Source organism: Salmonella sp. SAL04202, from assembly GCF_046550775.1.
Taxonomy (GTDB): Bacteria; Pseudomonadota; Gammaproteobacteria; order Enterobacterales; family Enterobacteriaceae; genus Salmonella; species Salmonella enterica.
In genome coordinates, this window is the sequence record NZ_JBGDXK010000003.1 from 39,079 (window position 1) to 54,361 (window position 15,283).

At 53.5% G+C, this 15,283-nt stretch carries 12 protein-coding genes; 5 read left to right on the forward strand and 7 right to left on the reverse strand.

The features are described 5' to 3' along the window. Nucleotides 1-89: 89 nt before the first annotated feature. From ytfE to ACLJQJ_RS13980, 3 genes are all read right to left on the reverse strand, one after another. Nucleotides 90-752 (reverse strand): iron-sulfur cluster repair protein YtfE, encoded by a 663-nt coding sequence (ytfE, locus tag ACLJQJ_RS13970; RefSeq protein WP_000331471.1) that lies wholly within the window; start codon nt 750-752, stop codon nt 90-92. A 102-nt stretch (nt 753-854) separates the two neighbouring features. Beyond that, complete coding sequence (locus ACLJQJ_RS13975) at nt 855-1,820, reverse strand: DMT family transporter (protein WP_000623286.1); 966 nt, start codon at nt 1,818-1,820, stop codon at nt 855-857. A gap of 80 nt (nt 1,821-1,900) precedes the next feature. Then, nucleotides 1,901-2,749, reverse strand: coding sequence for an SDR family oxidoreductase (locus ACLJQJ_RS13980; protein ID WP_063808997.1), 849 nt, complete (start codon nt 2,747-2,749; stop codon nt 1,901-1,903). A gap of 87 nt (nt 2,750-2,836) precedes the next feature. Here ACLJQJ_RS13980 and ACLJQJ_RS13985 point away from each other — a divergent pair, with 87 nt between their 5' ends. Continuing rightward, nucleotides 2,837-3,223 carry a winged helix-turn-helix transcriptional regulator gene (locus ACLJQJ_RS13985; protein ID WP_001201294.1) on the forward strand — a complete coding sequence of 129 codons (387 nt, stop codon included), beginning with the start codon at nt 2,837-2,839 and terminating at the stop codon, nt 3,221-3,223. Between the two features lie 57 nt (nt 3,224-3,280). Here ACLJQJ_RS13985 and ACLJQJ_RS13990 read toward each other — a convergent pair whose 3' ends face one another. Further along, a complete protein-coding gene (locus ACLJQJ_RS13990; RefSeq protein WP_063808996.1) occupies nt 3,281-5,224 on the reverse strand; it encodes a bifunctional 2',3'-cyclic-nucleotide 2'-phosphodiesterase/3'-nucleotidase in 1,944 nt (647 codons plus the stop codon). 267 nt (nt 5,225-5,491) lie between these two features. On the opposite strand from ACLJQJ_RS13990, the gene cysQ reads away from it, so the two are divergent. Beyond that, complete coding sequence (gene cysQ / locus ACLJQJ_RS13995; RefSeq protein ID WP_000893398.1) at nt 5,492-6,232, forward strand: 3'(2'),5'-bisphosphate nucleotidase CysQ; 741 nt, start codon at nt 5,492-5,494, stop codon at nt 6,230-6,232. Here cysQ and ACLJQJ_RS14000 read toward each other — a convergent pair. Continuing rightward, nucleotides 6,222-6,779 (reverse strand): YtfJ family protein, encoded by a 558-nt coding sequence (locus ACLJQJ_RS14000; protein ID WP_000175301.1) that lies wholly within the window; start codon nt 6,777-6,779, stop codon nt 6,222-6,224. The two genes, cysQ and ACLJQJ_RS14000, sit on opposite strands and share 11 nt — an antisense overlap. A 325-nt stretch (nt 6,780-7,104) precedes the next feature. Here ACLJQJ_RS14000 and ACLJQJ_RS14005 point away from each other — a divergent pair, with 325 nt between their 5' ends. Then, on the forward strand, nt 7,105-7,311 hold the full coding sequence (locus ACLJQJ_RS14005; protein ID WP_000689229.1) for a DUF1107 domain-containing protein: 207 nt from the start codon (nt 7,105-7,107) through the stop codon (nt 7,309-7,311). Nucleotides 7,312-7,395: 84 nt separating this feature from the next. Here the strand turns inward: ACLJQJ_RS14005 and ACLJQJ_RS14010 are convergent, their stop codons facing one another. After that, nucleotides 7,396-8,739: a hemolysin family protein gene (locus ACLJQJ_RS14010; RefSeq protein WP_000934972.1), complete on the reverse strand. Its 1,344-nt coding sequence runs from the start codon at nt 8,737-8,739 to the stop codon at nt 7,396-7,398. Between the two features lie 182 nt (nt 8,740-8,921). Beyond that, complete coding sequence (msrA, locus tag ACLJQJ_RS14015; protein ID WP_000051466.1) at nt 8,922-9,560, reverse strand: peptide-methionine (S)-S-oxide reductase MsrA; 639 nt, start codon at nt 9,558-9,560, stop codon at nt 8,922-8,924. Nucleotides 9,561-9,772: 212 nt separating this feature from the next. Between msrA and tamA the strand changes: the two genes are divergently transcribed. Both tamA and tamB read left to right on the forward strand, forming a co-directional pair. Then, nucleotides 9,773-11,506: an autotransporter assembly complex protein TamA gene (gene tamA, locus ACLJQJ_RS14020; protein ID WP_001120235.1), complete on the forward strand. Its 1,734-nt coding sequence runs from the start codon at nt 9,773-9,775 to the stop codon at nt 11,504-11,506. Next, a complete protein-coding gene (tamB, locus tag ACLJQJ_RS14025; protein WP_063808995.1) occupies nt 11,503-15,282 on the forward strand; it encodes an autotransporter assembly complex protein TamB in 3,780 nt (1,259 codons plus the stop codon). The genes tamA and tamB overlap by 4 nt, the downstream gene beginning before the upstream one ends. Nucleotide 15,283: the final 1 nt, after the last annotated feature.

Genomic DNA, 15,283 nt, shown 5'->3' on the forward strand with positions numbered 1-15,283 from the left:
CGCTTACCGGGCTTACAGCGTAGCGTTGATTTGGAGGCCGGATAAGGCGCCGTTTACAGCCGCCATCCGGCAAAATGCCCGGCTGGCGATTATTCCCCGGCCAGCGCGCGTGGGAACAGCACGTTATTCTCCAGGCTGATGTGCTCCATCAGATCATCAATCATCTCATTAATGCCGTTATACATCGCTTTCCAGGTGGTGCAGGCTTCTGGCGGCGGCGTTACATTTTGGGTGACGTGTTTGATGACGTCTACCAGCTCTCCCGCCTCGTCATGCTCGCTTTCCATTACGCTTATCGGGCCCGTTGCCTGGCGACCCATACCCTGTTTGATCATTGGGAACAGGATCTGTTCTTCTTTCATCATATGGCTGGAAAGCTCTTCATGCAGCGCGGTGAGATATTTTGTCAGGCCGCGTGGGACGTTTGGCTTATCCGCGTGAACGCGTTCCACTTTGGTTGCCTGCAGGATAAGCTCCGGCAGTTGTTCGCGGTGTCGGTCATGATAGCGCACAACGATATGGTCAATAATGTCCGCCAGCGGAACGGCGCGCCAGTCTTTTTCGATGGGCTGTTCAGCCAATTGCGCCAGTTGCGCTTCAATGATGTCAATATCGACGTCGTGACGCGCGGCGGCGCGTGCCAGCGTCTGTTTTCCACCGCAGCAGTAATCCATATCGTACTGGCGAAACAGCGCCGATGCGCGGGGAATAGAGAGCGCCAGTTCGCCTAAAGGTTGATCGCGATAAGCCATAGCCGTTACCTCATTTGCAATAATATAAGTTGTATTTTAAATGCATCTTTAAGGCGAGGCTATAACTCTTTCGGGGTGCGTATAATTTAAGCGAGTATGAAATTAGCGTTCCGTGACCGGAACGACGGTCGCTTTTTCCGGTTTCGCTCTCACGGCAATGACCACGCCCGCCACCAGGAGCGCAATGCCGCTTAACGTCAGGAATGGCGGGATTTCCTGGCGCAGAATGAAGGTATAGAGCAGTCCCGCCAGCGTCTCAAAAACAATCAGCGGCCCTAAAATAACGGTTGGCAATTTTTGGCTGGCGATATTCCAGCACAGCGCGCCCACCCAGGAACACAGCACCGCGATGGCGATCATCAGACCGATAAACAGCGCGGGATGCGGGCCAAAGGGCAGGGTAAACAGCGGTTTCTGGATACTCAGCCACAGACAGACCGCCGCATAGCCGATTAACGAGACCGGCAGCGTAACCAGCGCCTGCGCCGTTGCCCACATCATGGGATGTTTGTCGGGATTTTCCCGCAGCCAGCGGGCGTTGCGCAGCGCATACCATGCCCAGCACGCTACGGAAATCAGCGCCAGCACAATGCCTGAACCATAGCGCCAGCCGCTAACATCGGACAATCCCTGACTAAGTTCAGCAATATTGACGCACAGCAGGCCAAAACCGATAAGCGCCAGCGCGGGCGCTAAACGCCGCCAGGATAATCTGCCGTCTCGTTGGCTATAGAGAATGTTAGCGAAAAGCGGAATGACGACCGGCAATGTCCCGATGATCATCGTCGACACCGGCGCGCCGGTTCGCTGAATGGCGCTGGCGAGGCAGGCGTAATAGATTACATTGCCCATCAGGGTCAGCGACAGGGCGGTGGACCAGTCTTTGCGCGTCAACTGGCGTAACCGCGTGCGACCTAACCAGGCAATCGGCAGGGCAATCAGCCCCAGCGCCAGATAGCGTCCCATTGACTGTAAGAGGGCCGGGTAATCCGGCACGATTAACGGGCCGACGAAAATCAATCCCCACATTAGCCCTGCCAGCAGGGCGTATAGCACGCCGCTAATCATCAGATTCTCCTCATAAACCGTTCCGTCATTATCAGAGAAGGTCTATGAGGATGCTACATAAATTAACTAAATTTTAACACTTACAGTACGGAGCGAAGGCTTTCTGTGAGCGTCGTCGTCGGGCGACCGATGAGTTTACGCAGCGTATGGCTGTCATCAAACAAGCCGCCTTTCGCCGCGCCAGCGTCAGAATTGGCCAACATATCCGCCAGTCCGTCAGGCAGGCCTGCGCCTTTCAGCGCGGCGGCAAAATCGACTTCGCTCAGGTTCTGGTAGACGATTTTTTTTCCGCTCTGATGAGTAAGTTCATCCGCCAACTGGCTTAATGTCCAGGCGTCATCACCCGCCAGCTCGTAGACATTCCCGGCGTGACCCTCTTCACAGATGACGCGCGCGGCGGCGGCGGCATAGTCAGCGCGCATTGCGGAGGCGATTTTCCCTTCTCCCGCCGCGCCAATAAAGACGCCATGTTTCAGCGCGGCAGGGACGCTCGCCAGGTAGTTTTCCGTATACCAGCCGTTACGTAATAGCGTGTGAGGAATACCTGACTCAGCCAGCATCTTTTCCGTTTCAATATGTTCATCGGCGAGCGCCAGCGGCGATTTATCCGCATGTAGCAGGCTGGTATAGGCGATGAATTTCACCTTCGCGGCAATGGCGGCCTGAATAACGTTGCGGTGCTGCGCGGTGCGTTGTCCCACTTCGCTGGATGAAATGAGCAGCAGTTTATCAACGCCCTGTAAGGCGGTGGTCAGCGCGGCTTCGTTAGCGTAATCCGCCTGGCGAACGGCAATCCCGCGCTGACTGAGCGGGGCGGCTTTTTTCGGGTTACGGACGATCGCGACGAGGTGACTGGCGGGCGTCGTTTTTAGCAGGTTTTCAATAACGTGTTGGCCCAGTTGGCCTGTTGCGCCAGTGATAGCAATCATGGTGAACTCCTCAGTGTTGGTCTTGTGTTTTATTACGCTACCACCTAAACTTACTTTTAGTAAGTACGTACAAAAAGGTAAGTATCAATGCGCGCTCATACTCTTTCCCGGCAGTTGCGTGAAGGCAATCTCTTTGCTGAACAGTGCCCGTCCCGTGAGGTGTTAAAACATGTCACCAGTCGCTGGGGCGTACTGATTCTGGTCGCGTTACGCGACGGTACACACCGTTTTAGCGACCTGCGCCGCAAGATGGGAGGCGTGAGTGAAAAGATGCTGGCGCAGTCGTTACAGGCGCTTGAACAGGACGGATTTCTCAACCGGGTGTCATATCCAGTTGTTCCGCCGCATGTGGAGTACAGCCTGACGCCGCTTGGCGAGCAGGTGAGTGATAAAGTCGCCGCGCTGGCGGACTGGATAGAACTGAATTTGCCGCAGGTATTGGCGCAGCGGGACCGTTTATCAGATGACGGCTAGCGCTTTATTCGGCCTGCCAGTCAGGCCGAATAAACGCAGCGCCATACGGGACACACGTTACTTGCTTAAATCCACCTGATAAATGGCAAAACCGATATCATCGACGGCAACCTTCTTCATCGGATACTGCCCTTTCGCTTTAATGAAGGCAGCGGCTTTATCGCCTGGCGATGTTTCAAAGCGGATATCCAGCGCCGTATCGCTGTGGATTGGCGCCAGAAGCCAGTTATTATCCGCCGCCGGATGGATTTCGCCCGCGCGTTTTGACTCTGCGCCAATCCATGCCGCCAGCACGGCGCGATTTTCATCCGGAGACGCAAAGGCGATATGGCTGTCGCCCGTGCCGGCAAACTTGCCGCCGTAAGCGCGATAGTTATTCGTGGCGACCAGGAACGTAGCGTTCGGGTCGACAGGCTTACCGTTAAAGGTCAGGTTTTTAATACGTTCCGCCTGCGGATTCACCATCTGGCATTCGCCATCATAGCGGGCGGGCTGTGACACATCGATTTGATAATTCACGCCGTCAATGACATCGAAATTATAGGTGCGAAAGCCATCCCAATTGATCAACGATTGCGGTTTGTTGCTGTGAATATCAATCTGATTAAACTGTCCGGCAGAACATTCCAGCCACTCTTTTACCTCCTTGCCGCTGGCTTTCACCACCACCAGCGTATTCGGATAGAGATAAAGATCCGCGGCGTTACGGAAGGTCAGCTGGCCTTTTTCCACCTCGACAAAGCTGGCAGGATCGTTCTTACGCCCGCCAACTTTAAACGGCGCGGCGGCGGACAGCACCGGCAGTTTCGCCAGATCCGGATCGCCCTGAATAAAGTGTTCCACATACGCTTTTTGCGCGTTATTCACCACCTGTACGGTAGGATCGTCCTGCACCAGAGCAAGATAACTGTACATGTTATCGGCGGATTTACCGATGGGCTTGCTGACAAACTCGCGGGTGGCATCGTGATCGGCTTTCAGAATACCGACCAGCTTACTGTCTTCCGCCGCCAGCGACTTTTTAGCGGCGGCGTCGTAAATAGGCCGCGCTTCCGCTTTCGCCTGCGTAACCTGCCATTTGCCGCTGTCGTTATTGAGCACCAGATCGACCACTCCCAGATGGTCGCCCCACATGCCAGGCATTACCGCAGGAATGCCGTTAAGCGTACCTTTGGCGATATCCGCGCCTTTAATGTCGGCAAAATCTTTACCGGGGAAGACGGCGTGGGCGTGGCCAAACATAATCGCGTCGACGCCGGGAACTTCGCTGAGGTAATAAACCGAGTTTTCCGCCATGCTGTGGTACGGATCGGCAGAAAGGCCTGAGTGAGCAATGACTACCACGATATCAGCGCCTTTCTTGCGCATTTCGGGCACATATTTCCGGGCGGTTTCCGTAATGTCATTGACGGTAACTTTGCCGCTCAGGTTCGCTTTATCCCAAATCATGATTTGCGGCGGAACAAAGCCGATATAGCCGATTTTCAGAGTTTGCGGGTTGCCGTCTTTATCAATAACGCTCGTCTCTTTAATCAGATAAGGCGTAAAGAGCGGTTTTTGGGTTTTAACGTCGATAATATTGGCGTTAACATAAGGGAATTTCGCGCCAGCCAGCGCGTTATGCAGATAGTTCAGACCATAATTAAACTCATGGTTGCCGAGGTTTCCAACCGCGTAATCCAGAGTGTTGAGCGCTTTATAGACCGGGTGAACATCACCGTCTTTGAGCCCTTTTGCCGCCATATAATCGCCCAGAGGGCTCCCCTGAATCAGGTCGCCGTTATCCACCAGCACGCTATTTTTGACTTCATTTCGGGCGGCATGAATCAAACTTGCGGTACGTACCAATCCGAATTTTTCGGTTGCGGTATCCTTGTAATAATCGAAATCCATCATGTTGCTATGTAAATCAGTAGTTTCCATGATACGGAGATCGACGGTGGCCGCATTCACGCTGGCGGCGATCAGCGTAGCCAGAAGCGTTGCACTAAACTTAATCATCAGAGGCACCTTTTAAGAACGCAATAGAAAAGCCGGATAGTGAAAAATAGCGATGATAAACAGTGAAACCCGATATCGTTCCGACCGTCGCCAGAAGAAGGCGAAACCGCCCCATCCGGCCGATTTTTTGCGAGTGTTCACAGAAGGGTGAATCATGCCATGAAAGGTATTATCAAAACCGCAGACGGTATCACAGTTGGCGGAACCCTTAACGATCGGGTATAAGTAAAACAACGAGTTAACGCCCCTGTCATAAAGAGGTGGAGAATGTTAGAACAAGTATGCCAGCTTGCACGGAACGCGGGCGATGCCATTATGCAGGTTTATGATGGAGCCAAACCGATGGAGTACGCCCGCAAGCAGGACGATTCTCCAGTCACTGCGGCGGATATCGCTGCACATACCGTGATTCTCGAAGGGTTACGCACGCTCACGCCGGATATTCCGGTGCTTTCAGAAGAAGATCCGCCTGCCTGGGAAGTGCGCCAGCACTGGCAGCGCTACTGGCTGGTCGATCCGCTCGACGGCACCAAAGAGTTCATCAAGCGCAATGGCGAATTCACGGTCAATATCGCGCTGATTGAGCAGGGCAAACCGGTGTTGGGCGTGGTCTATGCGCCGGTGCTGAAAGTGATGTACTACGCGGCGGAAGGTAAGGCCTGGAAAGAGGAGTGCGGGGTGCGTAAGCAGATTCAGGTGCGGGATGCCCGCCCGCCGCTGGTGGTGATTAGCCGTTCGCATACGGATGATGAACTCACCGAATATCTCCAACAGCTTGGCGAACATCAGACCACCTCTATTGGTTCCTCGCTGAAATTCTGCCTTGTGGCGGAAGGCCAGGCGCAGCTTTACCCCAGATTTGGGCCGACCAGCGTCTGGGATACTGCCGCAGGTCATGCCATTGCCGTTGCAGCCGGGGCGCACGTTCACGACTGGCAGGGAAAAACGCTGGACTATACCCCTCGTGAATCGTTCCTTAACCCCGGCTTCCGGGTGACTATTTACTGAGGAGCTTATGCAGCAGGTCGACCACCTGCTGTACCTCTTGCTGGGTTAACGCGCCATCTTTCACCCATTGAACCCGACCGTCTTTGTCAAGCACGATGACGGCGGACCCCTCTTCTTTTAATTGCCAGGCGTTACGCGCCACGCCATTGCTGTCGACAATAAATTGCGACCACGGGTAGAGCTTTTTATTACTTTCTATACTGCTACGAACGAACATACCGGAGCCTGGGATCGCATCATCGGTGTTCACAATTGTGGTCGTCTGGTATCTGTCATGCGGGAGCTTGGCGGATTTAATCGCTTCAATCAGCGTGGCGTTTTTTTCCTTCGCTGACGTTCGACCCGCAATATGCAGCAGGACGCGCACTTTTCCCGCCAGCTGCGCGCTATTCCAGTTTTTATAACTAAACTCATCTTTATTCAACGTCAGTTCGCCACGATCGGCAATGCCTACCGGCGGCACCCGTTGGTTATCTTCAAGGTTATGCGCACAAGCCATTATGGGGAGTAGCAGACACGACATCGCCAGAATTTTACGTAGGGTCATGGTCATTCCTTCTTTATTTTTTGCAGGTGATCCGACCACTTTGGGCCGATAGTTAATCATATGTGCGATTGATGCTTTTTCCCGCAAAGGGGATGCCAGTTTGCGGGCGGGCGCACACTTCCTGTGAAAAATGAAGGCATATACTGAGAAAAATGAGCTGATGTTTAGATAATTCTGAATAACTGTAATCAAAAGGTAAATATACTTATGCACACTGGAAACGACGTAGATATGGTCTATAGTCATATGGCATTAAAATTTGCGCCTTAAAACTGTTGGGCCGATTGTGGCACCGCAAGGGCGTAATACTCTGCAGGAGACAACAATGAAAATTTTCCAACGCTACAACCCGCTACAGGTGGCGAAGTACGTGAAGATCCTGTTCCGTGGACGGTTATATATCAAGGATGTTGGCGCTTTTGAGTTCGATAAGGGTAAGATTCTTATCCCAAAAGTGAGAGACAAGCAGCACTTGTCTGTGATGTCTGAAGTTAACCGTCAGGTTATGCGTCTGCAAACTGAGATGGCGTAACCAAAAGTGCTATGCAGTAGGTTAAAAAAGTAAAAAAAAACGGCTCCTGAATCAGGAGCCGTTGATGTTTCTGGCAAACGGATTTCAGGCCGCGCTGTCTTCTTTGTCTTTTGCATCGGGCAGTTTCGGTGCCGGTACGTTGCTTTTATTGTCGAGACGCGTCACCAGCAACTGATCGATACGGTAGTTGTCGATATCCACCACTTCAAATTTGTAGCCGGAAAACTTCACCGAATCAGTACGTTTTGGGATCTTGCGCAGCATAAACATCATAAAGCCGCCAATGGTTTCATAGTTGCCGGATTGCGGAAACTCATCGATATCCAGCACGCGCATGACGTCGTCAATCGGCGTGCCGCCGTCAACCAGCCAGGAATTTTCATCGCGCGCCACAATTTGCTCTTCCAGTCCCTGGCCGACCAGGTCACCCATTAGCGTGGTCATCACATCGTTCAGCGTAATGATACCGACGACCAGTGCGTATTCATTCATAATGACCGCGAAATCCTCGCCCGCCGTTTTGAAACTTTCCAGCGCCTCAGAAAGGGTCAGCGTATCCGGCACAATCAAGGTATTGCGAATTTGCACGCCGCTATTCAGCGCCATACTTTGGTTCGCCAGCACGCGATTCAGCAGATCTTTGGAGTCTACATAGCCGATGATGTGGTCGATATCTTCATTACACACCAAAAATTTTGAGTGCGGATGTTCGGCGACCTTTTTCTTCAGGCTTTGTTCGTCTTCGTGCAGATCAAACCAGATGATACTTTCGCGCGACGTCATAGAAGACGGTACGGTGCGGGATTCAAGTTCAAACACATTTTCAATTAGTTCGTGCTCTTGCTTGCGCAAGACGCCCGCCAGCGCGCCGGCTTCCACCACTGCGTAAATATCATCAGAAGTAATGTCGTCTTTCCGCACCATTGGAATTTTGAACAGGCGGAAGATGTTGTTTGCCATGCCGTTAAACAGCCACACCAGCGGGCGAAAAACGAACAGGCAGAAGCGCATCGGGTTGATGATACGCAAAGCCACAGCTTCTGGCGCAATCATACCGATGCGTTTCGGGGTTAAATCCGCGAACAGGATAAACAGCCCCGTCACCAGCGAGAAAGAGAGAATAAAGCTCAGCTGCTCGGAGAGTTCTGGCGACATATAGTGCGAGAAAAGGGCGGAAAAGGCGGGCGAAAATGCCGCATCGCCGACGATACCGCCAAGAATAGCGACGGCGTTCAGGCCAATTTGCACAACGGTGAAAAACATGCCGGGATTTTCCTGCATTTTCAATACGCGTTGTGCGTTGATACTGCCTTCATCAGCTAATAACTTAAGTTTAATCTTACGTGATGCGGCAAGCGAGATCTCGGAGATGGAGAAGAACGCACTTACAGCGATCAGGCAGAATATAATGAATATACTGTTTAACATATCTTATCCGGCGAAACGCCAGATCCTCGGAAGGGAAGTTTATAAATCCGTGTGGTAACGTTTAATGAAAACCGGCTCGTAGCAGTGAGCCGATAAGTTCAGGGCTAGTATAGCGTAAGCTACTGTAAAGTCGCCAGAGGGTTCATTTTCAACTCCGACAAGTTCCCCCTACGCCAGCGTCGTCACGCGTCAGGCGGCAGGCAAACGCCGATCCCGCCAATCCCGCAGTAACCGTATGGATTTTTGTGCAGATACTGTTGGTGTTCATCTTCGGCGTAGTAAAACGGCGTCGCATGGGCGATTTCCGTGGTAATAGGGCGATGGTCTCCGGCGGCGGCCATTGCCGCCTGAAAGCGCTCGCGACTGGCGTGAGCGGCGGCATTCTGTTCCGGCGTTAAGGGATAAATCGCAGAACGGTATTGCGTACCGTGATCGTTACCCTGTTGCATCCCCTGCGTCGGATCGTGATTTTCCCAGAAGGTCTGTAAAAGCTGCTCATAACGGATAACGGCAGGATCGTACACTATCCGTACTGCTTCGGCATGGCCGGTCTGCCCGGAGCAGACTTCCCGGTAGGTTGGATTAGGCGTGTAACCGCCTGCATATCCTGCCGCGGTGCTATATACGCCGGGCAATTGCCAGAATAAACGTTCTACGCCCCAGAAACAGCCCATAGCGAAGTAGGCGATCTCCATCCCGGCAGGGACATTGGTCATAGAGTGTTCATTTACCGCATGCAGAGTGGCGATCGGCATCGGGGTGTTGCGTCCTGGTAACGCATCTGCTTGAGTAACCAGATGTTTTTTATCAAATAAACTCATGAGCTATTCTCCCGAAAGCGTTAATTGGCGTTAAGGTTGTAACGAGACGCATCTTTGCACACAATAACAACATTAATGTATCTGGATTTAACCATAAGAAATATTTGGGCAGTCGTCTGCTTTTCAATCGCAATTGTTGATTTTATGTTAAGCCGCGGAGCGGTAGTGTGATTTTTTCCAGGGGTGGGAATAGGGGATATTCAGGAGAAAATGTGCCACATATCCGTCAGTTATGTTGGGTTAGCTTACTGTGCCTGAGCAGTTCTGCGGTAGCCGCAAATGTTCGTCTGAAAGTCGAAGGGCTATCCGGAGAGCTGGAAAAAAACGTTCGCGCACAGCTCTCTACGATTCAGAGCGATGAGGTGACGCCGGATCGGCGCTTTCGCGCCCGAGTTGATGATGCGATTCGCGAAGGGCTTAAAGCGTTAGGCTATTACGAACCCACTATCAAATTCGACTTGCTTCCACCGCCTGCGAAAGGACGGCAGGTATTAATCGCCAGGGTTACGCCCGGCCAGCCGGTGTTGATTGGCGGTACAGAAGTCATTTTACGCGGCGGCGCGCGTACGGACAAAGATTATCTGGCCTTACTGAAAACGCGTCCGGCAATCGGCACGGTGCTCAACCAGGGAGACTATGACAATTTTAAAAAGTCGTTAACCAGCGTGTCGCTACGTAAAGGCTATTTCGACAGCGAATTCGTTAAAAGTCAGTTGGGAATTGCTCTGGGCCGCCATCAGGCGTTTTGGGATATTGATTATGATAGCGGTGAGCGCTATCGCTTCGGACCTGTCACCTTCGAAGGTTCGCAGATTCGTGATGAATATTTACAAAATCTGTTGCCGTTTAAAGAGGGCGATGAGTACGAATCGAAAGATTTGGCGGAACTAAACCGCCGACTTTCCGCTACCGGATGGTTTAATTCTGTCGTGGTGGCGCCGGAATTTGAGAAATCGCGTAAAACAAAAATTCTGCCGTTAAAAGGCGTGGTATCGCCGCGAACCGAAAATACGATTGAAACCGGGGTGGGGTACTCCACCGACGTCGGGCCGCGCGTGAAAGCGTCGTGGAAAAAACCGTGGATGAACTCTTACGGTCATAGTCTGACCACCAGCACCAGTATATCTGCGCCGGAACAGGTGCTGGATTTTAGTTATAAAATGCCGCTGCTGAAAAACCCGCTGGAGCAATACTATCTGGTACAGGGCGGTTTTAAACGTACCGATTTGAATGATACGGAGCAGGACTCGACCACGCTTGCCGTGTCGCGTTACTGGGACCTTTCCAGCGGTTGGCAGCGGGCGATTAACCTGCGCTGGAGTTTCGACCACTTTACCCAGGGGAACGTCACCAATACCACCATGCTGTTCTACCCGGGCGTGATGATCAGCCGAACCCGCTCGCGAGGGGGACTGATGCCAACCTGGGGCGATTCGCAGCGCTATTCAGTAGACTATTCGAATACGGCCTGGGGCTCCGACGTGGATTTCTCCGTGCTGCAGGCGCAAAACGTCTGGATTCGGACTTTGTACGATCGCCACCGTTTTGTGATGCGCGCCAATTTGGGCTGGATAGAAACCGGTGATTTCGACAAAGTTCCGCCGGATTTACGTTTCTTCGCCGGGGGAGACCGCAGTATTCGCGGCTATAAATACAAATCTATTTCGCCTAAAGATAGCGACGGCAATCTTAAAGGCGCCTCAAAACTGGCAACCGGATCGCTGGAGTACCAGTATAACGTCACCGGCAAATGGTGGGGGGCAGTGTTTGTCGATAGCGGCGAGGCGGTGAGTGATATTCGCCGTAGCGATTTCAAAACCGGGACCGGGGTCGGCGTGCGCTGGGCGTCGCCGGTTGGGCCTATCAAACTCGATTTTGCCGTACCGGTCGGCGACAAAGACGAACACGGTTTACAGTTTTATATCGGTCTGGGGCCTGAATTATGAGTTTATGGAAGAAAATAAGCCTCGGCGTGTTGATTTTCATTGTGGTGTTACTGGCGAGCGTTGCGTTTCTGGTCGGGACGACGACGGGGCTGCATCTGGTATTCAGTGCGGCGAACCGCTGGGTGCCGGGGCTGGAGATTGGGCAGGTCACCGGCGGTTGGCGGGACTTATCGTTAAAAAATATCCGCTATGAGCAGCCGGGCGTTGCGGTGAATGCGGGCGAAATTCATCTGGCCGTCGGGCTTGATTGCCTGTGGCGCAGTAGCCTGTGCGTCAATGATCTGGCGCTAAAAGACATTAATGTCGCTATCGACAGCAAAAAAATGCCGCCTTCCGAACCGGCGCAAGAAGAGGAAGAAAGCGGACCGCTGAACCTCTCCACGCCCTGGCCCATCACGCTGTCGCGCGTGGCGTTGAATAACATCAATATCAAGATTGATGACACTACCGTTTCGGTGCTGGATTTTACCTCCGGGCTGGCATGGCAGGAGAAAAACCTGACCCTGAAACCGACGCGGCTTCAGGGATTGCTGATCGCGCTGCCGAAGGTCGCTGACGTGGCGCAGGAAGAGGTGGTTGAACCCAAAATCGAGAAACCTCAACCGGATGAAAAGCCGCTTGGCGAAACGCTAAAAGATCTGTTTGCAAAACCAGTAATGCCGGAGATGACCGATGTTCACCTGCCGCTCAATCTGAATATCGAGTCATTTCGCGGCGAGCAGCTACGCATCACCGGCGATACCGATCTGACGGTGCGCACGATGCTGCTTAAAGTCAGCAGTATCGACGGTAATATGAAGCTGGATACTCTGGATATCGACGCCAACCAGGGCACGGTGAAAGCCTCCGGTACGGCGCAGCTCGCCAATAACTGGCCGGTTGATATTACGCTCAACAGTACGCTGAATATCGATCCGCTAAAGGGTGAAAAGATAAAACTCAAGGTCGGCGGCGCGTTACGCGAACAACTGGAGGTCGGGGTGAACCTTTCCGGGCCGATGGATGTCGCGCTTCGCGCCCAGACGCGGCTGGCGGAGGCCGGTTTACCGCTCAATCTTGAAGTCGTCAGCCAACGCATTGCCTGGCCATTGACGGGTGATACCCAGTTTCAGGCTGACGATCTGAAGCTCAAACTGAGCGGTAAGATGACCGACTATACGTTGTCGATGCGAACCGCCGTGAAAGGACAAGATATTCCGCCGGCGACCATCACGCTGGATGCCAAAGGGAATGAGCGGCAGATTAATCTCGATAAACTTACCATCGCCGCTCTGGAGGGAAAAACCGAACTGAAAGCGCTGGTGGACTGGCAGCAGGCGATTAGCTGGCGTGGCGAACTGACGCTGAATGGCATCAATACCGCTAAAGAGATCCCGGACTGGCCCGCGAAGCTTAACGGCGTCATGAAAACCAAAGGCAGCCTCTACGGCGGCACCTGGCAGATGGATGTCCCGGAACTCAAGCTGACCGGCAATGTGAAGCAGAACAGCGTTAACGTCAACGGGACGCTAAAGGGCAACAGCTACATGCAGTGGACGATCCCGGGGCTGCACCTTGCGCTGGGCCCAAACAGCGCCGATATAAAAGGCGAGCTTGGCGTTAAGGAGCTGAATCTTGACGCCGCCATCGATGCGCCAGGGCTGGATAATGCGCTGCCAGGACTGGGCGGCATGGCAAAAGGAATCGTTAAAGTCCGCGGTACGGTAGAAGCGCCGCAGCTGTTGGCGGATATTACCGCCCGCGGCTTGCGCTGGCAGGAGCTGTCTGTCGCCCAGGCGCGCATTGAGGGCGATATTAAATCCACCGATCAAATAGCGGGCCATCTCAACGTTCGCGTAGAGCGGATTTCGCAGCCCGACGTTAACATCAATCTGGTGACGCTTGACGCCAAAGGCAGCGAGAAGCAGCATCAGCTACAGCTCCGTGTTCAGGGAGAACCGGTATCCGGTCAACTCTCCCTGACAGGCAGTTTTGATCGCGAGGCGGCGCGCTGGAAAGGGACGTTAAGCGACACCCGTTTCCAGACGCCAGTGGGGCCATGGTCGTTGACCCGCGCGATTGCGCTGGACTACCGTAATAAAGAACAGAAAATCAGTATCGGGCCACATTGTTGGCTGAACCCGAACGCCGAGCTGTGCATCCCGCAAACCATTGATGCGGGCGCCGCAGGACGGGCGGTGGTCAATCTCAACCGCTTTGATCTGGCGATGCTGAAGCCATTTATGCCTGATACCACTCAGGCCAGCGGGATCTTTAGCGGGAAAGCGGACGTGTCGTGGGACACCACCCAGGAGGGATTGCCGCAGGGGAAGGTCACGCTTTCCGGTCGTAATGTGAAGGTCACGCAGACCGTCAATGACGCGCCGTTACCGGTCGCGTTTGAGACGCTGAACCTCAGCGCCGATCTGCACAATAATCGCGCCGAGCTGGGATGGCTGATTCGCCTGACGAACAATGGTCAATTCGATGGCCAGGTGCAGGTAACCGATCCTCAGGGGCGGCGCAATCTCGGCGGTAACGTCAACATGCGCAATCTCAATCTGACGATGGTCAACCCTGTCTTTTCGCGCGGCGAAAAAGCGGCAGGAATGTTAAACGCCAGGCTACGTCTGGGCGGCGATGTGCAAAGCCCGCAGTTGTTTGGTCAGTTGCAGCTTAGCGCGCTGGATATTGACGGTAACTTTATGCCATTTGAGATGCAGCCGAGCCAGCTCACCATGAACTTTAGCGGTACGCGTTCGACGCTCGCCGGTATCGTGCGAACACAACAAGGGCAAATTAACCTGAACGGTAACGCCGACTGGAGCCAGATTGACAACTGGCGCGCGCGGGTGACGGCGAAAGGCAGCCGGGTGCGGATTACCGTTCCGCCGATGGTGCGCCTGGATGTCTCGCCGGATGTGGTCTTTGACGCGACGCCTTCGCTGTTCACGTTGGATGGGCGTGTGGACGTTCCGTGGGCGCGAATTGTGGTGCACGACCTGCCAGAGAGTGCGGTTGGCGTCTCCAGCGATGTGGTTATGCTCAATAATGACCTGCAACCAGAAACGCCGCAGACAGCGTCTATTCCCATCAACAGTAATCTGACGGTCCACGTCGGCAACAACGTGCGCATCGACGCCTTCGGGCTTAAAGCGCGTTTGACCGGCGATTTGAAAGTCGCGCAGGATAAGCAGGGACTGGGGCTGAATGGTCAAATCAATATTCCTGACGGCCGATTCCGCGCCTACGGCCAGGACCTGCTTGTCCGTAAAGGCGAGCTGCTGTTCTCCGGCCCGCCGGATCAGCCGCTGCTCAATATCGAAGCGATCCGTAACCCTGACGCCACCGAAGACGATGTCATTGCGGGCGTGCGTGTCACAGGCACTGCTGATGAACCCAAAGCGGAAATCTTCTCCGATCCGGCGATGCCGCAGGCTGAAGCGCTTTCTTATCTGCTGCGTGGGCAGGGGTTGGACAGCAATCAGAGTGATAGCGCAGCAATGACTTCCATGCTTATTGGCCTGGGGGTTGCGCAAAGTGGTCAGGTTGTGGGTAAAATCGGAGAGACATTCGGTGTAAGTAATCTGGCGCTGGACACGCAAGGGGTGGGCGATTCGTCCCAGGTTGTGGTCAGCGGCTATGTACTGCCGGGTCTACAGGTGAAGTATGGTGTAGGGATATTTGACTCTCTGGCGACGCTCACGTTACGTTATCGCCTGATGCCTAAGCTATATCTGGAAGCAGTGTCTGGCGTAGATCAGGCACTTGATTTGCTCTATCAGTTTGAGTTTTAGC